The sequence below is a fragment of the Microbulbifer sp. Q7 genome (assembly GCF_001639145.1).
Lineage (GTDB): Bacteria > Pseudomonadota > Gammaproteobacteria > Pseudomonadales > Cellvibrionaceae > Microbulbifer.
This window is the reverse complement of record NZ_LROY01000001.1, coordinates 123,055-144,158: the sequence shown is the minus strand read 5'-3', so window position 1 is coordinate 144,158 and position 21,104 is coordinate 123,055. Positions and strand designations below refer to the sequence as shown.

Here is a 21,104-nt window from a genome sequence, read left to right as displayed (position 1 = left end):
AGACAGCACGAGAGAGCGGGCGATGTGCGCGAAGCATAGGCACTAGAGGTCCAAACCAGCCCCTAGCGCCCGGTGCGCCAGGCGATGGAGAAAACCTCACAGCACACGACAGGGCTCTGCGGTGCGCTGCGATTGTTGCCATGGTGCCAAAAATTGGTTATACCAGTCAACCATTCTGGTAAGGCATTCTTGCTTTGCCTGCACTCGCAACGGCTAAAACCCCGCCCTGTGTCGTGTGAATGCTATTTAACCGGCGTAATTCTTGGGTCTCGGGCCGACGTGCGCAGTTTTTGTACTGTTGACCAGGCCTCGCTGAACAGGGGGTCGGCATAGACCCGTTGCGCGGTGTACAGGGTGCTTAGGGCGACCTGAAGGTCTAGTCCGTGCATTTCCCTGTAAGGCCAATTCTCCGGGTCGAGCGTGGTCTCGGCGATCAGCGCGTAGCCCTGCTTGAGTGCGTGTCCGTCCACCGAATAGTTCCAGATATCCACCCCCGCGTGGTCGCCAAAGCGGCCCAGCAGGTTGTAGGCCTCAAGATTGAAATTGGCATAGTGCCAGGGGCGGGTGCGCTCGAACTCCGCGTGTTGGTTGCCGTGGCGATCGAACTGCCCGCCGATACGCCGCATCTGGGTAATGCGCAACCGCCGTTCGGCGGTGGCTGTGTCGCCGGTGAACAGTGCATAGGCGACCACCTGTGCATCGAACCAGGTGCCGTGGTTGTTGTGCCAGTTGTCTTCTTCAAAGCCGTTGTCGCTGGTTTGTAGCCAGTGGTTAAACTGCTGGAACCACCGGTGTATCTGTTGCCTTTCCTCGCTGGGCAGGCGTGCGCCAAGCAGTGGAATAGCATCGATCAGTGGAATAAAAAACCGAGCTTCAATAATGCCGATACCGCGCCCGCTACTGCGCCCGGGGATCGCCTGTGCGTGCTGGAAATTGGGGTTCATCCGTGTATCCGGGTGGAGAAACCAGTTGTGCAGTTGCGCACGCGCTTTGTCGGCAAAGCGCGGATCGCCGCTAAAGTGGTATGCCAGTGCCAGCGCGGAGACATCGCGGCTCATTGCTACCAGACGGTGATTGTCGCCGGCCAGCTGATTGATTGCCGGGTTGCGCTTTCCGTCGCGGCGAATATAGGGCAGCCCGTCTTCCGTATCCGGGTTGGGCCACCAGTAAGGACCGAGGCTGTAATAATCGTGTCGGTCGCCACTGGCTGGCAGCGTGGTCTTGTCGGTAACGGAATACAGTGGGTGCCGCAGTGCCTGCTGCGCATTTTCCTGCAGCGCTGCGAGGGTTTCCGGCTCTTGCGCAAGCTCGTTCAGCAGCGCGGTATCGAACAGGAACAACTTGAGGCCGGACTCGCTGGCGCAGGTCATTGGGGAGGCCGCCGAGGCCGTCAGGGTGAGCAGTAACAGCAGTATTCTGGGCATAACACACCACTCATATTCAGGGGAGTTGCCGTCTCATGGTGAAAAGGGACCCGTACGGATCCCTTTTCACCATCTAACGTATCGGTCTTCACATTGCGGGCTTAGAAGAACTTGTACTTAGCCTGCAGCACGAAAGTGCGACCGTCGAAGTGGGTGGCACGAGGCTGGAATTGGGTATCCTGGTATTCCTCGTACAGTGCTTCGGTGAGGTTGTAGCCCTTCAGAGAAAGGGAAAAGTTGTCGGTTACGTTGTAGTAGGCCGACAGGTCAACGCGACCGGCGGCCTTCACGTTCTTGTTCCCTTCACCGTTAAAGGTGCCGACACTTTCCAGCTCGTATTCACTGCGGTAGTTGTACGCGAGACGGATACCAAAGGGACCGTCTTCGTAGTAACCGATCACGTTGTAGGTGTCATCGGAAATACCGGGGATACGGGCTTCCAGCGGGGAGTCCTGCGAGGTGCTGGAGTAGTTGACGATGCCGCCGAAGCCATTCCAGGGGTAGGGCAGGAAGCTCAGGTTCTGCTGGATGGAGATTTCATAACCGCTGACCTCGATCTGCTCATCCACGTTCTGGATTTTACTGATGCTGACCTGGTCGCCCGCCATGATGTAGTCCGCGTCGATGGCATCGTACGCGTCTACACCGTTGGTGACACAGTTGTCACCGTCGAGGGACAGGCTGCCGATATTGACGTCGTAGCTGGACAGCAGGCCGGCGTCACAGCTGGCCACCGCGGTAAAGAAGTTGTCGATCTGCTTCTGGAAGGCAGCGATGGTGATGGCGCTGCCCTCGCGGTTGTACCACTCCAGGGAGACGTCATAGGAGCGTGCAGAGAACGGCTCCACGTCGGCGCCGGGGAGCTTGATGTTCACTTCACCCGGGCGCGAGGAAATGGTGGTGGCCGGAGTGGCGGCGCGCACGTTCGGGCGAGACATGGACTCACCGTAACCCACACGCAGCATCAGGTCTTCACGCAGGTCCATCGCCAGGTTGAGGCTCGGCAGCAGGAAGTCGTAGTCGCTCTTCACTGCGCGCTGTTCCGGATTGTTGATGTCGGTAGCGCCGAAGGCGTAATAAGGGGACGACGCGGTCTGCTCGGAGCTGACATAGCGCACACCCACGTTACCGGAAACCGGCATATCGGCAACGGTGAACTCGAGGTCGGTCATCAGGTACAGCGCGGAGGTATCCAGTTCCACGTCGTACACCAGGCCTGCGCTCTGCTGGCCACCGCGGGCAATCAGGCCGGTGGCCGGAACGCGCACGGGCACTTCGCCGGTTACAGGGTCCGGGGCCACATCACCGATGGAGGCCGCTGCCAGTGCGTTGATCGCGTCCACATCCAGTGCGTACCAGCCTTCACCGGCACCGGCAAAGCCGGGCGCGTCGCCGCCGAAGAAGTTGCCCTGACTGACATAGGCCGGATTGCCGATGGCGTCATTATTCAGGATGCCGTTCAGGTCAATACCAGTGGGCGAGCTGCGTAGGCGATCGGAATCCTGGGTCTGGCTCGAGTGGCGATAGCCGAACGACACCGCCGATACCACCGGCATTTCCAGTTCGCGCTTGGCGTTGAACTCGAATGAGTTGGCCTCGGTTTCCAGGGTTTCGTAGGTCCCGGTCACCAGTGCCTGGATGTTGGGGTTGTCCACCAGGTTGGTGACACCGGAACTGCTCAGAGTGTCTTTTACCCGCCACTCGCCGTCGAGATTGACGTTCTCGAGGCCGCCGAATTCGGTAACGAAGTTGCCCACATCGCCTTCACCGGTGTAGAGACGTCCGGAGATGCCACTGGTACCCGCCTTGAAGATCGGGGTGTAGAACAGTTCGCTCCAGTTGTTTTCCGCAGAAGACAGGGAGACCAGGCCGTCCACGGTCCAGTCGTCGTTGGCCCACTCGGCATCCATCAGCACGGCCTGGGCCTGCTCGTAGGTATCCCAGATACGGGAGGTGTTGCGATAGTCCACCTGGTCAAACAGGATGTCTGAGACCACGAAAATCGGGTTGCCGTTGTCGTCCACGGTGCCGGTGTTACGCGGATCACTGTTGGGGGTAATGATGGTGCCGCCGCTGCGGGTGCGCAGATCCAATTCCTGCTGGCCGTTGTCGTTCATGTCGCGCTCGGTGTACAGCACGTTCAGGCCGAGCTTGAGGTTGTCGTTGGCCTGGAACTCGATGCCGCCGGAGAAAGAAGTACGGGAACCTTCGTTGAGCTCAGAGCCCTGACGCAGTTCACCGGGCATTTTTACTACCGCGTTGTCCGGCAGGTCGTTGGCCGCCGCCCAGGTCGCGTAGTCCTCGCCATCGGCGCCGACAAAATTGCCATTGGTGGGGATTTTGTCGTAGCGGTTGATCTTCACGGTGTCGCGACGGAAGGTTTGCTCGGACGTCGCCAAGGTGGTGGTGACCGCGAGTTGGTCGCTGATCAGGTGCTTGGAGCCGGACAGCACCATTTCGCTATCTACTTCGTCCGCCAGTTGTTCGCTGCGGCCGGCAACGGACAGGCTCAGGCGGCCGTCTTTCTTGTCCAGTGCGCGCGGCAGAATAAGGTCCACGGTACCGGCAATGCCGCCTTCCTGCATGGCCGCAGTCTGGGTCTTGATCACATTGGTGCCGTTGAATACGGCCGGGTCGAAGGCGCCGAAGGGGTTGGGGGCACCGAACGCTTTGGTGCTGCGGGCCGGGCTGGCGAAAGTCTGGCCGTTGGCGGTGGTCTGGACGAAGCCGGAGGGCATGCCGCGCAGGTTGATGCTGGACTCGCGGCGCTCGCCCTCGCGGTTGAGCTGCACACCGGCCACGGCCTGCAGGGCTTCACCCATATCCAGTGCCGGCAGCGTGCCGATGTCATCGGCAGATATGCCATCGACAATGGTGGAGGCGTTGCGCTTTGTATCCAGCGCGTTGTCCAGGTTGCGCTGGAACTGTGCGGTTACCACTACCTCTTCCAGAGTGCCACCTTCCTGCGCCAGAGTGGGTGCCGCGGCAAGAGCGATGACGGTGCTCAGCAGGGTTTTGGTGAACGTCGGACGAATTCGATTGCTTGTCATGATCAGGCCCTCAAAGGTCTGTTTGTTATTTTCATGTGTTGTCTGACGGTGCCGCTGTCAGAACCTACCATCGCTAAAACTTGGACAGGTTGTGCAATGGTCAAGGAAAAATGACAGGTCGTCAAGTGGCCTTACCATCTATCCAGTCGAAAATTGAGGTGTCCGAAGGCATATTGTGGCGCTTATTGCGCCATATTGGCAGTCAATTGGGGTCGTCGGGGGATTGCAGGCAAGTGCTTTCGGCAGTGCTGGCGGCTAAGAAGCAAAGCCCTGCACAGGTCTTATTGTGCAGGGCTTAGAGGGCGATGAAGGGGGTTAGGCGGTTGAGGCAGGTTAGCCCGGTTCAGTGGGATTGTGCCGCCGGCAACTCAATATAGGCGCCCTTGATGTTCTGGGTACGGAATTCCACCACCGCCGGGCGGGAGCCCGGGCTGAACTGTATGGTGGCAAGGCCATTGGCCATTTCAATAATGGAAGAGCCGGAGTAGGTGCCCTGGTTCTCTATCAGTTCTCCAGCACCATTCAGCACGGAGAAATAGGCGCGCTCGCTGAAATCGATCGCGCGCCGTCCGTGCTTGTCCAGGGCTTCGGCGGTAATCAGATAGTCGCCATTGGCAGTGGGTGCAGCGGAGAGCACTACTTTTTCCGTCTTACCAGGTTCACCCAGGTGGTAGCTAAGGCCGTAGCCATCTTCGGCAATTTGTTTGCCGGCGGCGTTTCTGCCGATCGCATGCAGCTGGTTTTCCCCAACCTCGAACGGCACGAGCCATACCAGCCCGTGTGCGGGAAACTGCCCTGGTTTGCGCTTTTTCATACCCAGGCTTTTACCGTTCAGGAAAAGCTCCGCGGAATCTGTGTTGCAGTAGACTTTCACTGGGCGGCCATTCTCGGGGCCAAAGCGTACGGTCCAGGTGTGGGACTCAATGCGGCAAAAAGGGACTTGCGACCAGTAGCTCGCGAATACGTAGTAGGCGTCCTTGGGGCTGCCGGCGCGGTCCACTAAGCCTTTCTGGTTGATATAGGGAAGGGGGTTTTCCGGGCGCAGCGGGGTGCCGAAATCCTTGAACGCCCACTGTGCATTGCCGGCGAAATGCTCGATGTTTTCGCTCACCGACAGGTGCCAGTCAAACAGGTTCACCATGTAGTTTTCGTTCCAGTCGCTGTCTTTCGCCACGCTCTTTACCGCCGCCTGGTTCATGGCTTCGGTAACGGAGACCTGGGCGTCGGGAATACCGTTTTCCCCCAGCGGCGTTTCTGTGTGCCTGCCGCGATGGCTGGAACCGCCGTACTCCATATGCAGGAAGGCGGGGTACTTGCCCATGGCGTCTTCCAGCGTGGCTGCATACTGGCCATAGGCGCCGCCGTACCACCCCGCCCAGATGGACGGGGAAAATGCATCCACCACATCGGCGCCGGGGTAGTATTTGCGGATGGTGGTCATACGCTGTGGGTCCAGTTCCTTGGCGACCTGATTGAGGTGCTTTAAGTAGGGCAGCACCAGCGCATCGTCGCCACCACCGGGAAAGTCCTCTTCCCAGTAGATTTCATTACCCAGCGACCAGAAGGCGATACTCGGGTGATTGAAGTTCTGCGCAATCTGCTCACGCAGCAGCCGCTCGGTATTCTCCTTCCAGACCTCTCCTCCCATGCCGCCGCGACACCAGGGTAGTTCATCCCACAGGATCAGGCCGAGTTCGTCTGCGGCGCGGTAAATTTCCGGGTCTTGCGGATAGTGTGCCAGGCGCACAAAGTTGGCCCCCATCTGTTTGATCTGCTGCATATCCGCACGGTGCTGGGCGTTGCTCATGGCGGCACCGATACCGGCATGCTCTTCGTGGCGGTGGGTGCCGCGAATCAGAACCCGTTCCCCATTGACGAAGAACCCCTGGTTCGGGCGCATCTCGAACCAGCGGTAGCCGAAGCGCTCGCGATACTGATGCAGGGTTTTGCCGTTGGCGTCCTGCAGCTCGGTAACCAATGTGTAGAGCGCGGGAGAGTCCGGGGACCAGAGTTGCGGTTGCCGCAACTGAGGGAGTTCGGCCTCTACCTGTGCGCCCCTGATCTCGGTTGTGCTGTTACTAACGCTAATCCCCGCAGGATCCAGCAGTGTCAGATGCAGGCGCGCGGCCCTGTGTTTTTTACTCGCCGCAGACGCCTGATCCAGGATCACCTGTACCTTTGTCTGCGCCGACTCATTGCTCACCTTGGGGGTGGTGATGGCCACAGACTGAATGTGGTCCATGGGCAGTTGCTGCAGCCACACATCGCGGGTCAGGCCGCCGTGAATAAAGAAGTCAGCCTTGTGTGACGGAATCAGGTTACGATCGTATTCGTTGGATACGCGCACTTGTACGAGGTTGTCGGTATTGTGTTTCAGGTGTTCGGTAAGTTCGATGGTAAAGCCAACGTAGCCACCAATATGCTCGCCCACTTTGTGTCCGTTCAGATAAACCTGGGCTTTCTGGTTGGCGCCTTCAAAGTAGAGCTTGTGGCGAGTGCCGGCGGGGAGATTGTCCGCGACCCGGAATCGCTTGCTATACCAGCCTGCACCGCGCCGGTACCCGGGCTGCGCATCGATGGTATCGGTGGCGTTCCAGGTGTGCGGCAAGGTCACACCAACTGCGCCCGCGGCATCAAGCAGTGGTGGCGATTGCCGTTCATCTTGCAGGTATTGCCAGTCGCTATTGAAAAGCTGCTGTTCCTGTAGCGCTGAAGCCCAGGCCGCGGAAAACAGCAGGTAAAAAAAAGCACCGCAAAAAAATAGTGCGATGCTTGAGAGTGAGGATGATTCCTCTACGCGTTGCATGGTTGGCTCCGTAAATTTTTTATCGAAATTGTTTCTCGGAATTGCCTAAATCAATGTTCTAGAAGTATTGCGAATGCTGAGAAAATGTAGCGAGCGGGCGTCTGGTGGTGACCGCCTGCGCACAGACCGCGGAGCGTACATTAGTACGCGAGCAGCGACCGGGCTGGCGCACCAGCACAGCCGGGCGTCGCCAGACGTACGCGCAGTAATTTTCCCGGTATTCGCTAGCGGGCCATCCAGCCGCCATCTACCAGCATGATGTGTCCGTTCATATAGTCGGCTGCGGGTGATGCAAGGAACACTGCCGCACCGGCCAGATCTTCCGGGTTGCCCCAGCGCCCGGCCGGAATACGCGCGCTGATCGCCGCGTTGCGCTCGGCGTCTGCGCGCAGGTTTGCGGTATTGTCGGTGGCGAAATAGCCCGGGGCGATGGCATTGACCTGGATATTGCTCGCGGCCCACTCGTTGGCCAGCGCCTTGGTGAGCTGGGATACCGCCCCTTTACTGGCGGCGTAGGCGGGCACGGTAATTCCTCCAGAGAAACTGAGCAGGGAGGCAATATTGATGATCTTGCCGGAGCCCTGTTTCAGCATCATCGCGCCGGCGGCGCGGCACATTCTGAACACGCCGTTGATGTTGGTGTCCATTACCGCGTTCCAGTCCTCGTCGGAGTAATCCACCGCTGGTGCGCGGCGGATAGTGCCGGCATTGTTGATCAGAACATCTAAACGGCCAAAGCGCGATTCCACTTCCCGGAACAGCGCATCGATTTGCTCTGGCTTGGACTGGTCGCAGCCAAGCGCGATGGCGTCCACATTTTCCGCGTTCAGCTCCTGAGATGCGGTTTCCGCGCTGGCGGGGGTGGAGCCAACCACAATCACACGCGCACCGGCGCGGCCAAGGGCCAGGGCCATGGCCTTGCCCAGTCCGCGGCTGGCACCGGTCACCATGGCGACTTTGCCGTGCAGGCCAAACTGTTGCTGTAGGTAATCGGTCATAGTGCGACCTCTCCTTGTACTTCGGTTTGCGGTACGTGAGTGTTTATTTGTCGTCGAGCTGAATCACTTCCGATGCTGCCAGCAGCAGTGCGCCGGTGCCGTACAGCTGGGTGTCTTCCGCAGTGGCGGAGCCCGGTGCAAAGGCGACCTGCTGTACCCAGCCAAGCTTGCCGTTCGGCTGCACGCTATTCACTAATGACGCCCAGCCCTTGTGTACCGCATCCACGTATTTCTCGTCTTTCAGTAATCCGCTGTTAACACCCCAGGCCAGTGCGTATACCAGTAGGCCGGTGCCGCTGGATTCGGGTGGGGATTGTTCCTCGATCTCCAGCAGGGAGGAGGGCCAGCTACCGTCTTTTTGTTGCAGGTCGACCAGGCGTGCGCTCATTTCCTGGAACAGGGTTTCGTAGCGCTCTTTTTCCGCGAAGTGATTCGGCAGCTCTTTCAGTGTGCGTGCAATACCGGCCAGCACCCAGCCATTGCCACGGCCCCAGTAGATCAGGCGGCCCTTGCTATCTTTGCGCTCGAAATAGCGGCTGTCACGCAGGTAGAGTTTTTCATCGGTGTTGTAGAGGTAGTCGGTGGTTACCCAGAATTCCTTGTCCATAAAATCCAGGTATTTTTGTGAACCGGTGATGCGGGCCAGTTCCGCCCACACCGGCGGTGCCATAAAAATCGCATCGGCCCAACACCAGCGAATGGTGCAGGCGGGATCGTCGAAATTGCGGTGGGCAAGGTTCTGATGGAATTTATCGCCGTCATCAAAATAGAGGCTGGTGTCCGGCTGATTCGCCAGCACCTTTTCGAACTGTTGCTTCAGATGCGCGATTTTTTCCTCGCCACCCATGCGCTCGTATAGGTCCAAATACACAGTACCCATTGCATGATCATCGGCGTGGTGCACCCGCGGGCCAAGCAGCCATTGATTGGTGAAGGCGTTATTGATTACTGCCTGTTCGTAGGGGAGCTGCTTGCTGACCTTGGCCCACTCCAGCAGGCCGATCTGCCAGGTGGCATACATCCAGCCCTGGGGAATGCCACTGGCGCGGCCTTCCGCGCGCATCATGTTGCTGCGCAGGTCGTACTGGCTCAGCTGCCAGTCCGCCACACGGTTGGCGGCGGCGGTGATGTCCGCTTCGTTGAGTGCCGGGGAAAGCTTTTCGGAATAGGCCGGGATCTCGGCCAAGGGTGCCTGCCAGGTAACTGGCTCTGGCCAATACTCTGCCTGTGCTGCACCGCTGGAACTGGCGAAGGCGTTAGCAGAAGTGTGGATGCTGGTGCAGAGACCGCCAATCAGCAGTCCCAGCCCGAGTTGCAGGCTTCGGTTCAGAGTCATGATGCCACCTTTATTACTGTTATCTGTCGTTCTGGGTGCGCCCGGTAGTTGGCACGATCGTATCAGATGTGCGCTTTTACCGATTGCAGAAGCGGGTCGCTACCTCTTCCGCGTTGAACCCGCTTTGACCACTGTGCATTTGGTCATGTGGTAATACCAGTTGCGGTAGTGTATGTTGGCCTTACCATAAAGTCTAGGTGGGGAAATAATAATGTTGGATTTCACGCACAAGGCGGCGCTGGCAGCGGCCGTCACCCTGATTTCGATGAGTGGCTGCACGGATAACCGCAATTCACAGCCGGCGGCGCAATCGGAGCCCGCTCAGGCTTTGCAGCAGAACGCATCTTCAGGTGCAGAACTGGCAGATCCTATTGCTGATGTCGGTGTATCTGGCGCATATGCGGAGCTGGCCGTGCGCCGCGGCGGCGTGTCGGGAGAGGATGGCAAGCTGCAGGGAGGCGAGTATGTGCCGGTGGACTTCATGCAGCTTCCGGATGACCACCAGATCGGCAACCGCCTGTTCAAGTACGAAGGTCCGGGCTGGGAATCAGAGCTGGTGGCCTACCGGCTCTATTTCGATGAGCGTGCGGCCATCGATATTTTCGGCAAGACAAAACCGCAACTGGTGCTGCCGGAAGTGGGCCAGGACGGAACCGATTATCACGCACTCGCTGACTGGGGGATGGATGTGCTGAAGGTCGGCCCATCCCTGGGTATTGGCGGTGTTGGTGTGTGGCATGAGGGCAAGCTGGAAGGGGTACGACAGTTCACCGGTGCTTCGGTCAATGTGTTTAACGAAGTTGAGTCCTCCGGTGTGCGCCTGCAATACCAAGGCTGGAAGTCTGCTGATATCGAGCGGGACCTTGAAATGACCCTGCGTATTGCGCCGGGCTCCCGTCTGACCCGGGTGCACACAAAAACCGAAGTTCCGGCAGAAACCTGGGCCACCGGCATCGTGCGTCACGGCCTGGAGCCCTTGGTTTCCGGGAAAGACAGCGGCGAGTGGGGCTATCTCGCGACCTGGGGTGCGCAAAGTCTGGCGGACGACAATCTGGGCATGGCGATCTTTTTCCGCAATGCAGATCTGCAACGGATTACCGATGATGAATACAACCATCTGGTGCTGTTGAAGGGTGGACATGAAGCGGAATATCAGTTTGCCGCGGTGTGGCGCGATGGCGATATCCAGAGTCGTGTGCAGTTTGTCGCTTACCTGAATGCGACCGCGCAGGCTCTGGCAACTGACCAGTAACACCGTCCGTTACCGAATAACTTTTTAATTGGCGAAAGCGTTAAGGAGCCAAAATGCAATTTCTTCACAGTGCCGATAGCGTGCGCTATCAGCGAATGACCAATGCCGAGTTGCGCGAGTCTTTTTGTATGGAGTCGCTGTTTGAGCGCGGTGCTCTCAACCTGACCTACACCGACGTGGATCGCGCGGTGGTGGGCGCGGCGGTCCCTACCACCCAGCAGCCGCTTTCGCTGCCCACCCACAAAGAGCTTGCCAGCGCATATTTTTGCGAGCGGCGCGAGCTGGGTGTAGTGAATATTGGTGGTGCGGGCGTTGTCGTGGTGGACGGCAAGGAGTACCCGATGGAAAAATTCGACAGTCTCTACGTTGCCCGTGGTAGTAAGTCGGTGACCTTTACTACCGCGGACGACACTGCACCTGCGGAATTTTATCTGGTCAGCTACCCGGCGCACCGGGTGACGGAAACCGTGCATATCCCGTTGGATAAAGCCAACCGGGTAGAACTCGGCAGCATTGATGGCAGTAATGAGCGGGTCATCTGCCAATCCATCTGCCCCGGGGTGGTGGATAGTTGCCAGCTGGTGATGGGTATTACCCGTCTTGCCAGTGGCAGCGTGTGGAATACCAAACCACCCCATACCCACCGCCGGCGCACAGAAGTGTATCTGTACTTTGATTTTCCCCAGGACGAACGCGTTTTCCATTTTATGGGGCAGCCCCATGAAACCCGCGCGCTTCCGCTCGCACCAAAAACGGCTATCGCTTCCCCGCACTGGTCCATCCACAGTGGTGCCGGCAGCTGTAATTACAGTTTTGTGTGGGCGATGGGTGGGGAAAACCAGCAGTTTGATGATATGGATCACCTAAGCCTAGGCGACCTCGGTTAGTTATTGGCTGTTTCTCTCTCCGCCAAAATTGATGCCCCACCTCGCGTGGGGCTTTTTTTTACTGAGAGAGTGGCGGCACCGTGTGCCGCCGATAAGGGATTAATACGCGCGGGTTTTCACGTAGGTGCAGCCGTTGTTTGGCTGGTACTTGAGGGTTGTTCCGCTGAATCCATTGGAAGAGGCGTAGTTGGATGAAACGGTCAGCGATCCACTACCGTCCACAGCGGTAATGGTGCCGCGGAAGTCGCAACTGGAATTGGCGTCACTGTCCCACACTTGCAAGCTCTCGCCAGAAAGGTCGAGATCGAAGCGCACGCAACTGCCGCTGCTCAGGGTAATTTCATGGCGGCGGTCCCAAGGCAAATCGATATAGCTGTTGCAGCTGCCACTGCCGCCACTGGAGCTGCCACCGCTCGAGCTACTGGATGTCGAGCTGCTGGAACTGCTGCCGCCGCTGGAGCTGCTGGATGAGCTACTGGACGAGCTACTGGACGAGCCACCGCTACTGCCAGTGGTGTAAACCCCGGAAAGCGGCATCTGTGCATGCACATCTTCCGCGAAACTCTGGTCCCAGGTGCTTACCGGCGTGCCGCTGACGTTCAGATGCACGAACTGACTGCCATCCCAGGCAAACGCGTAGCTGACTCCAGGTGCATCAAATAAACCCCAGGGCACAATTGACGCACCGGCACTGGTTGCCTTGGACAGGTTGTTGTTAAGAAACACATTGTTCGGACCCGTGGGGCCGGACCAGTCGCTGGCGTGATCCCCGGAGCCGTACCAGATCGGTTGCCAGGTGCCGTTATCCGGAGCGCCGTTCGTCCAGTTCCGATGTTCGAAGGGTACCGCGACCGTATTGTTGCGGATCAGATTGTTGCGCTCCCAGCCACCGTGCAGGTTGATATCACTATCGAGCGTATTGTTCTCGACGATATTGCCGGTGGCAGACCACTGTAATGTGAGGTGGCGCAGCCGCGACAGCGTATTGCCCTGAATCAGGCTGTCGTAGAGTTTGGAACCGCGGAAATAGCCATTACCCCCGGCACCTTTATTCCAGGATCCGTGGAAATTATTGTCCTTGAACGTCATATGGCGGGCGAACTCGGTGACCAGTGGATGCGAGCCCAGCATTTCCATACGCACATTTTCCACCCAACCATCCACAGCCCATTTGAAAATGATGCCGTGAATCGCATCCTCCGGACACAGGTTCACATACTTGTGGCCGACACCGGCGAGATTGGATGCGGAGTAGTCATTGCCGTTGTAGCCCGCGCAGTTGGTGCCAGCGGTGGACATTTGCAAATAGAAGTCGCGGAATCCCACATCTTTCACGGCAGTGACCGGCATTACCCGACTTTTGTAGCCGCTACTGTTGTTGATCGGAATATCGAACTCGAGCGGCGCTTCGAGGGTGACGGTATCGTTACTGGTATTGCGGGCCGTCACGGTAAAAATCTGCGTGCGCATATGCCCGGTCTGCAAGTGGGATTTTGAGCGTTTGCTGCTGGGCACCTGTCCGAGATCCAGGAATGCGGTATCCGTAGCGGCGCCCACATAGATCAGGTCGCCGACAGAAAATTTGCTTGCGCCATTATTTTCTAGGTGCAAAACGGTATCGCCGAGGGATGCCGTTTGATCAAACTCGATACTGTGCTTCCAGTGGAAGTTGATACTGCCTTCGTAATTTTGCTCACCCGCGTGTTTGATTCGGGTTTCCACACGGAAGGCGCCAAAGCCGGGCCAGTATTTTTTGTCGAAGTCCGGTGCCCCGCTGGAGTCTGCTCCGTAGGGCTGCCAACTGCGCACGGTGATCTTGGTACCGCTCGCCGGGTTATTCCCGGCACCAATTATCACCACACCGGAGCGGTCCACGTGTACCTCATCGTCCAGATGGATCTCGCCCGCGGGCAGCTGGATGGCGACGCGATTGGCCGGTGAATTCCCCAGTGGGATCATGGTGTCTATGATGTTTTGCAAGGCGGCCGCATCATCCATCCCATCATTGGCTATAACGCCGTGGGCGGCCGCGTTGATGGTCTGGCTAAAACTGGTTGGTAGGGACTGGCCGCCTTTATAGCCGGGTGCCGCCAGCAGCGGCCCGCTCAGCGAGGTGCACATTAGGGTGGTGGCCGTTAATACTAGGGTTGGCCACTTTTGTTGCCGGGTTCCATTGCATCCGGTGGCCTTTCTCATGAATCGCGATTGGTTTTGTTTGTTCATTATTATCTCCGGAAAAAATTCCAGGGTTGGGTGTCTGGCACACACCGCGGTGGTGGCACCAGGGCGATAAGCAGCCGGCAGTCATACAACCATTTCCGCACCACCGGCCTTTGCCGGCGGCTGAACTCAGCGTCGCCGGCAAGAAAAAGGTAAGCGGCTTTTTCTGGCCTTACAATCTAGCCACTAGGCTTTTTAGTCAAAACGCAATAATTCACCCAGCGTTGTCGCCAAAATCATTAAAAAGAACGCTTTTGGTTGAAATTCAGGCAAATATGATCCCGGACGTCCTTAATATTGGTTTTTACCTGGGTCGGGACTTGTCATTTAGCGCAAAACTGAGTTTAATTGGTCCGGTGGTCTTACCAGTTGTGCGTTGCATGCTCGGTGCACGACCTGCCGCTGGAGCTGAGGCTCGCGGATCAAGGCCCGGTAGAGGAAAGAACAGGAAAAGTCCGATGCAAGAGACATGGCGCTGGTTTGGACCAGATGACGGAATCACCCTGCGGCATATTGCCCAGGCAGGTGCGACGGGAATCGTGAGTGCACTGCACGATATCCCCGCCGGCGAATTATGGCCGGAAGAGGCGATCCAGCAGCGCAAGGTAATGATCGAGGCCGAAGGCCTGAGTTGGTCGGTTATTGAGAGCATACCGGTGCACAACGATATCAAGGCGCGCACCGGCGACTTTGAGCGGATGATCGAGAACTACCGTCAGTCCGTCATCAATGCGGGCAAGGCCGGAGTGACCACTGTCTGCTACAACTTTATGCCGGTAGTTGACTGGACCCGTACCAACCTAAATTACACCCTGCCAAATGGCAGCCAGGCTCTGCGCTTTGAAATGGCCGATTTTGCGGCCTATGACATCCACGTGCTAAAGCGCCCAGGTGCGGAGGGTGACTATCCGGTAGAAGTGCTGGCGCGTGCAGAAACCTATTTACAAACGAAAAGCAGCGACGAGCTCGCGCAGCTGGAACGCAACATTATTGCCGGCCTACCCGGTGGTGAAGGCTCCCACGATCGCGACAGTATTCGGCGCTCCATCGAGCTGTTCAACGCCCTGGGTACCGATCGCTATCGGGAAAACCTGTTCCTGTTTTTGCGAGAAATCATTCCGGCGGCGGAATCCGTAGGTGTGAAAATGTGTATTCACCCGGATGATCCTCCCTTCTCCCTGTTTGGCTTGCCGCGTGTAGTATCCACGGCAGAAGACGCGCGCGCTCTGCTCGGCGCCTTTGCTAGCCCGGCCAACGGGCTAACCATGTGCGCGGGTTCGTTTGGGGCGCGAGCAGATAACGACCTTGTTTCGATGGCAAAGGAATTTGCCGAACGTATTTACTTTGTGCATCTACGCAATGTGATCCGGGAAGCGGACGGCTCTTTTTACGAATCCGACCACCTCGCTGGTGATAACGACATGGTCGGATTGATTCGTGCGTTGCTGGAAGAGGAGGGACGTCGCCGCAACTCAGGTGCTGACTGTGAAATTCCCATGCGCCCTGATCATGGCCATCTGATGGCCGACGAGCTGCAGGTTGGCTCGGCAAAGCCCGGCTACTCCTACGTCGGCCGGCTCAAAGGATTGGCAGAGCTGCGCGGGGTAATCCATGCACTGAAAGCGATCAGCTAAATTTCCTTATGCCTACTCTGTCGAAGCAGCCATCTGCGCAGGCCCCCAAACTTTATCTGCAGTTTTTAAAGTCGCTTTCAGAAAAGCGGAATACCCTTGGCAATCGAGTGTCCATGCCCGGTTACAATCCCGCGGAACACGGTTGTGGCATCGTGCATATTGGTATCGGCAATTTTCATCGCGCTCACCAGGCGGTGTACGTGGATGACATATTGCGCAAGTCCGGCGGTGACTGGCGTATCACCGCGGTGAGCTTGCGCAACCCGGATGTACGCGATCGGATGCAGTCGCAGAACTGTCTGTACACTCTGTGCGAGCGAACTTCGGGTAGAGAAAATCTACGTGTGGTCGGATCTGTAGCGAATGTTCTGGTTGCGCCAGAGAATCCCGCCGCAGTGATCGTGGCGTTGGCTGCAGAGTCCACCCATGTGGTGACGGTCACTGTCACCGAGAAAGGCTATTGCCTGAAGCCCGGCGGGCGTGCGCTGGATCTTTCCCACCCAGATATCGAGCACGATGTATTGCATCCGGCGACGCCCAAAACTCTGGTGGGCTTCTTACTGGCGGCTTGTCGCCTTCGCCGTGATCGAGGGCTACCCGGTTTTAATCTGTTGAGCTGTGACAACCTGCCGAACAATGGCGCATTACTACGAGATTGCCTGCTGAGCGCGGCGCGTCTGCAGGACAGCGGTCTCGCCACCTGGATGCTGAGAGAAATCGGTTTTTGCAGCACCATGGTGGACTGCATGGTGCCGGCCACCAGCGAGCCCATTGCCGAAAGTATTCAGGAGCGTGCGGGTTACCGTGATACCGCCTGTTTACTGAGTGAAAGCTTTCGCCAGTGGGTGATTGAGGGCAACTTCATTGCGCCCACGCCGGACTGGCGCTCGGTGGGTGTCAGTGTGGTGGACGATGTCGCCCCCTACGAGCGGATGAAATTGCGCTTACTGAACGGCAGTCATTCAGCGCTCGCTTTTATCGGAGCGCTGGCGGGGTACACCTGCATCTACGAGGCTGCAGCCGACCCGCAAATTCGCCAGTTTGTAATGGCGCTGATGCGCAGGGAAATACTGCCCACGCTGGAGACGCTGCCGGATATCGATTTCGAGCGCTACTGTTCCACGTTGCTCAACCGCTTCTCCAATCCCGAAGTGCCCTATACCTGCCAGCAGGTGGCTTCCGATAGTAGCCAGAAACTACCCCAACGCATTCTTGAGCCATTAGTGGAGCGTCTTCGTCGCGGCGAGCAGAGTCCATTGCTCACCGGTGTTATGGCCGCTTGGCTCGCGTATGTGTTTCTCGGGACCTTTTCAGAACAGGGTTTTCCCCTTCGGGATCGCGCGGCTCAGCCGCTGGTGGCAATGCTCAAGCGCCAGAAAAATCAGCAGGAATTTCCAGCGCGCGACCATGTGGCGGCACTGTTGACGCACTCTGGTATCGTGCCTGCCGCGCTACTGCAAAGCGAGTATTTTGTCACTGGGGTGCGCAATCAGCTGGCGCTGATGATCGAGGGGGGAGCCAGGTCGGCTCTGGCAGTGCTGTTGAGGGAGCTGCGGTAGCGCACGGATCGCAGTGGCGCGCTACTGGTCAATACCCAGCTTATGCTGGGTCCTGTTCAAAGTAGGTTGCCGCTGCTGCAGTGGCGTTATCAATATGGTTGCGCATGGCCGCTCGGGCCTTTTCCGGATTGCGCTGTTCCAGCGCCAGAATAATCTTGCGGTGGTCTTCAATGGAGGGATGAACACCTTCCGCGCGCAGCCGCTCCATAAATCCGGTGCTGAGTTCCGACTGATTGCGCAGTTCCCACAACCAGTTAACGATGCCGATGATCGCGGTGTTCTGGGAGGCCTCGGCGATAATGCTGTGGAACTTCCAGTCTGCCTTTTCTGACGCGTCCGCGCGACTTTCCTCTTCTTCCATCTCCTTGAGCACTTTTTTGAGCTCGCGGATCTGCTCGCCGCTAATACGGGCCGCTGCCAGTGCGCAGGCTTCCGACTCGATAATGAAGCGGGTTTCCAGAATTTCGAAGGGGCCGACACCCTTATCGCCGATTTCCGGTTGTGCCTGCTGGTACTGTTTCTGTGTGGCGTAGATACCGGAGCCGGTGCGGATCTCGATCACACCAGAAATTTCCAGGGCAATCATCGCTTCCCGAATGGTGGGGCGGCTGACCCCGAGCTTTTCTGCCAGTACCCGTTCCGATGGCAGGCGCTCCCCTGGCTTGATCGACCCGCTGGTGATCAGCCCCGAGAGCTGCTCGGCAACTTTTAAATAGAGTCTTTCGGCTTTTACTGCTTGCAGTTCCACGGGTATCGCGCCCCTGTATATAAATAAGGTCTGTGAGTGAATCGGGCTGCGACCGGCTCAGCCCCTTGGCTGAGGGCCGGTTGTCGCGGGATATCGCGTTCAATGGTGTCTGTTGGATCCAATAAGGATGCAACCTGTCTGACCACCAGTCCCAATATCCTGGCGATTCTAGCGAATTCCTGCATCCCATAGAAGTTGTTCGCAAAGTTTGTCAGTTGGCTTCTGTCAATTCAGTTGCAATCTGGTTGCAATCCAGTAGAAAACCTGAATAATCTGGTAAGGTGGCATTACCAGTTGAGGTTGCGCTAAATTTGAGCAGATTTCCTGGCAGGTAGCTTAGCGAACTCCTTGAGAGTGGCGCAGAATAGTTGCCTCGCCCTGCCAAATTGGTTATACCTATTGCAATTTTTTGGTAAGGCCTTGGTGCGTGGTTGGCGCAACCGCCGGGCTGGCGACGATAAATACAACAGAGGTGAACGCCGTGAAGCTGGCAGCACTGGGAGAAGTTATGGTGGAACTGGCGCCGCAGGCGTCGGTTCAGGGGCGGTCCGGCGGCGACAAGCCGCTGCTGGCGCAATCTTATGCGGGCGATACCTACAACACCGCGGTGTACATCGCCCGCGGCGGTGTCAGTGTCAGCTATGTAACCCTTCTGGGCGATGACCCGTACAGTGAGGAAGTGCTTGCTCGTCTGGCCGAGGAGGGTATTGCTACCTCCGCCATCGCGCGTTTGCCGGGCCGCTGTCCGGGGCTGTACATGATCCGGAACACACCGGACGGCGAGCGCTATTTCACCTACTGGCGTGGCCAGGCGCCTGCCCGGGAACTGTTTGCGGATGCGGACCGTCGCGAGGTCCTGAAGGCGCACTTGCGCACCATGGACTGTCTTTATCTCTCCGGTATTACCCTTGCCATCATGGGCGAAGAGGCGCGCGCTGAACTGCTGGTATTCCTGGAGGAATATCGCGGGCAGGGCGGGCGCGTGGCGTTTGATAGCAACTACCGGCCGCGGCTGTGGGCTTCCGCTGACGCCGCGCGGGCAGTGACGAGTCAGTTTCTGCAGCAGACGGATATGGCTCTGCTGACCTTTGAGGACGAGCAGGCGCTGTGGGGCGACAAGCGTGCAGGCAGTTGTTTGAAACGCAATTCCAGCCTTGGAATTGCGGAGCTGGTGATCAAGCGCGGCGCCGAACCGGTGCTGCTGCAGCTAGAGGGTGAACTGACCGCGATTGACGTGCCGCCGGTCCCGCGTGTGGTGGATACCACCGGTGCCGGTGACTCCTTCAATGCGGGCTATCTGGCGGCGCGCCTGCAGGGCGCCAGCCCGCAGGCCAGTGTGGCGGCGGGCAATCGCTGTGCGGCGCAGGTGATCGGATACCGCGGCGCCATCATCCCCCGCGCCACCTGCATGGCGGCCGCGGAAATTGAAGATTGCGTCACCAGCAAACAAGTTGTTACGATGGTATGACCAATCTGGTCTGCCGACGACACCTGGGTGCTCGCCAGCGCTTGGAACCAGAAAACCTGTACCCGATAAAAAATAAATAACAGGTCAAACCGATGATCATGAGAAAAGTCTGGTGCCAGATGCGCACCGCGGCCGTGGCGACAGCTGCACTATTGGTGGCCAGCTGTGGCTTTCAGGAAGACCAGCTCGCCCTCAAGCTGGCGCACACCCTGGACCAGCAGCACTCCGTACATCGCGCCATGGTGTTTATGGATGAGCGTCTGCAGGCGCTGTCCGGCGATACCATGCGCATCGATATCTATTCCGGCGGTCAGCTGGGCAGTGAACGGGAACTGATCGAGTTGCTGCAGATCGGTAGCCTGGCCATGACCAAAGTCTCCGCCAGCCCTATGGAAGGGTTTGTGCCGGAGATGAAAATCTTCAACCTGCCCTATGTATTCCGCGATTCCGAACACTTCTGGAGCGTGCTGCAGAGCCCGATCGGCAAGGAGTTGCTGGTTGCCTGTGAGCGTGCGCGCCTGCGCGGGCTCGGTTATCTCGATGCCGGCAGCCGCAGCTTCTACATGAACGATATTGCGGTGCAGACCCCCGCAGATCTTAACGGCCAGAAAATCCGCGTTCAGAACAGCCAGACCGCTATCAAAATGGTCAACACCCTGGGCGGGGCCGCCACCCCGGTGAGCTGGGGCGAGTTGTATACCGCCCTGCAGCAGGGGGTGGTTAATGGTGCCGAGAACAACCCGCCGAGCTTTTACCTGTCCAAACACTACGAAGTTTCCAAGTACTACACCCTGGATGAGCACACCTATGTGCCGGACCTGTTGCTGATCAGCACCGAGGTTTGGAACAAACTGTCGTCGCAGCAACAGGCGTGGCTGGACCAGGCGGTGGAAGAGGCGGTGGCCTACCAGCGCAAGTTGTGGCAGGAGTCTACGGAGGAATCACTGGCTGCGGTAAAAGCCGCCGGGGTTGAAGTGATCTATCCGGACAAGCAGCCCTTTATCGATGCGGTGAAACCCCTGCACGACAGCTACCAGGGCACCAGCGTGGGTGCGCTGCTGGATCAGATCAAAGCAATCAACTAACAGAATAACGGCCTCGAAAAAAATAAAAGTGGAAGGCGCAAGATGATGCAGAAAATTGAGAAGGCCCTGGGCTATGTGCTCGGTGCGCTGCTGGCACTGATGGTACTGGATGTGACCTGGCAGATCCTCACCCGCTTCCTGCCCATGCAGCCGAGCTCCTACACCGAAGAGGTTGCGCGGTATCTGCTGGTGTGGATTGGTCTCCTCGGGGGCGCTTACGCCTATCGCAAGCGATCGCACCTGGGTATCGATTTACTGAGCAACGCCTTGCACGGGGCCAAGCGCCGCGCATTACAGATTTTTGTGGTGTCGGTGTGTTTCGCTTTCGCTGCGCTGGCGATGGTCTACGGTGGTGCCAAGTTGATGCTGCTCACCTTTGAGCTGGAGCAAACCTCCGCCGCCCTGAATCTTCCCATGGGCTATGTGTACAGTGTGCTGCCTCTTTCTGGCCTGTTGATCTGCCTGTTCTCCATCGACCACCTGATTGAGCTGGTGACGACAAAAGAAGAGCTGCCTTCCGAGTTCGATTCTGGCGTACACCCCTATACCGAAGACAGCGCCGGAGAAACTGCAGCGGTTGCGCAAAATAAACAACAAAAGCAGCCCGAAGCTGCCGTCGAAGCCTAAGCGAGGAGAG

The 21,104-nt window shown here is 57.9% G+C and carries 14 protein-coding genes; 7 read left to right on the top strand and 7 right to left on the bottom strand.

Going from position 1 to position 21,104, the window contains the following annotated elements:
• Window positions 1-242: 242 nt before the first annotated feature.
• The 5 genes from AU182_RS00535 to AU182_RS00515 form a co-directional block, all read right to left on the bottom strand.
• Entirely contained in the window at window positions 243-1,424 is a 1,182-nt protein-coding gene (locus AU182_RS00535) for an alginate lyase family protein (protein ID WP_082859115.1), read from the bottom strand.
• Window positions 1,425-1,525: 101 nt separating this feature from the next.
• Window positions 1,526-4,474, bottom strand: coding sequence for a TonB-dependent receptor (locus tag AU182_RS00530; RefSeq protein WP_066959346.1), 2,949 nt, complete (start codon window positions 4,472-4,474; stop codon window positions 1,526-1,528).
• 343 nt (window positions 4,475-4,817) lie between these two features.
• The gene (locus AU182_RS00525; protein WP_066959344.1) at window positions 4,818-7,280 is read right to left on the bottom strand and encodes a glycoside hydrolase family 2 TIM barrel-domain containing protein; all 2,463 of its coding nucleotides are present in this window, start codon (window positions 7,278-7,280) and stop codon (window positions 4,818-4,820) included.
• A 224-nt stretch (window positions 7,281-7,504) separates the two neighbouring features.
• Window positions 7,505-8,278, bottom strand: a complete 774-nt coding sequence (locus tag AU182_RS00520; protein WP_066959342.1) for a glucose 1-dehydrogenase — start codon at window positions 8,276-8,278, stop codon at window positions 7,505-7,507.
• Between the two features lie 43 nt (window positions 8,279-8,321).
• Window positions 8,322-9,614: a glycoside hydrolase family 105 protein gene (locus tag AU182_RS00515; RefSeq protein ID WP_066959340.1), complete on the bottom strand. Its 1,293-nt coding sequence runs from the start codon at window positions 9,612-9,614 to the stop codon at window positions 8,322-8,324.
• Between the two features lie 211 nt (window positions 9,615-9,825).
• On the opposite strand from AU182_RS00515, the gene AU182_RS00510 reads away from it, so the two are divergent.
• Both AU182_RS00510 and kduI read left to right on the top strand, forming a co-directional pair.
• Window positions 9,826-10,866: a DUF4861 family protein gene (locus tag AU182_RS00510; protein ID WP_066959338.1), complete on the top strand. Its 1,041-nt coding sequence runs from the start codon at window positions 9,826-9,828 to the stop codon at window positions 10,864-10,866.
• Window positions 10,867-10,919: 53 nt separating this feature from the next.
• Window positions 10,920-11,753, top strand: coding sequence for a 5-dehydro-4-deoxy-D-glucuronate isomerase (gene kduI / locus AU182_RS00505; RefSeq protein ID WP_066959336.1), 834 nt, complete (start codon window positions 10,920-10,922; stop codon window positions 11,751-11,753).
• A gap of 99 nt (window positions 11,754-11,852) precedes the next feature.
• Here the strand turns inward: kduI and AU182_RS00500 are convergent, their stop codons facing one another.
• Window positions 11,853-13,874 carry a hypothetical protein gene (locus tag AU182_RS00500; RefSeq protein ID WP_066959334.1) on the bottom strand — a complete coding sequence of 674 codons (2,022 nt, stop codon included), beginning with the start codon at window positions 13,872-13,874 and terminating at the stop codon, window positions 11,853-11,855.
• Between the two features lie 557 nt (window positions 13,875-14,431).
• On the opposite strand from AU182_RS00500, the gene uxuA reads away from it, so the two are divergent.
• Together uxuA and AU182_RS00490 are read left to right on the top strand one after the other, a co-directional pair.
• The gene (uxuA, locus tag AU182_RS00495; RefSeq protein WP_066959332.1) at window positions 14,432-15,607 is read left to right on the top strand and encodes a mannonate dehydratase; all 1,176 of its coding nucleotides are present in this window, start codon (window positions 14,432-14,434) and stop codon (window positions 15,605-15,607) included.
• A gap of 113 nt (window positions 15,608-15,720) precedes the next feature.
• Window positions 15,721-17,166, top strand: coding sequence for a mannitol dehydrogenase family protein (locus AU182_RS00490; protein WP_066959330.1), 1,446 nt, complete (start codon window positions 15,721-15,723; stop codon window positions 17,164-17,166).
• Window positions 17,167-17,206: 40 nt separating this feature from the next.
• Here AU182_RS00490 and AU182_RS00485 read toward each other — a convergent pair whose 3' ends face one another.
• Window positions 17,207-17,914 carry a FadR/GntR family transcriptional regulator gene (locus AU182_RS00485; protein ID WP_066959329.1) on the bottom strand — a complete coding sequence of 236 codons (708 nt, stop codon included), beginning with the start codon at window positions 17,912-17,914 and terminating at the stop codon, window positions 17,207-17,209.
• A gap of 481 nt (window positions 17,915-18,395) precedes the next feature.
• On the opposite strand from AU182_RS00485, the gene AU182_RS00480 reads away from it, so the two are divergent.
• The 3 genes from AU182_RS00480 to AU182_RS00470 all read left to right on the top strand — a co-directional run bounded on the left by AU182_RS00480 (window position 18,396) and on the right by AU182_RS00470 (window position 21,094).
• Window positions 18,396-19,382 carry a sugar kinase gene (locus AU182_RS00480; protein WP_153039071.1) on the top strand — a complete coding sequence of 329 codons (987 nt, stop codon included), beginning with the start codon at window positions 18,396-18,398 and terminating at the stop codon, window positions 19,380-19,382.
• Between the two features lie 98 nt (window positions 19,383-19,480).
• Window positions 19,481-20,467, top strand: a complete 987-nt coding sequence (locus AU182_RS00475) for a TRAP transporter substrate-binding protein (RefSeq protein ID WP_153039120.1) — start codon at window positions 19,481-19,483, stop codon at window positions 20,465-20,467.
• 45 nt (window positions 20,468-20,512) lie between these two features.
• Window positions 20,513-21,094: a TRAP transporter small permease gene (locus AU182_RS00470; RefSeq protein WP_082859236.1), complete on the top strand. Its 582-nt coding sequence runs from the start codon at window positions 20,513-20,515 to the stop codon at window positions 21,092-21,094.
• The last annotated feature ends 10 nt before the right edge of the window (window positions 21,095-21,104 follow it).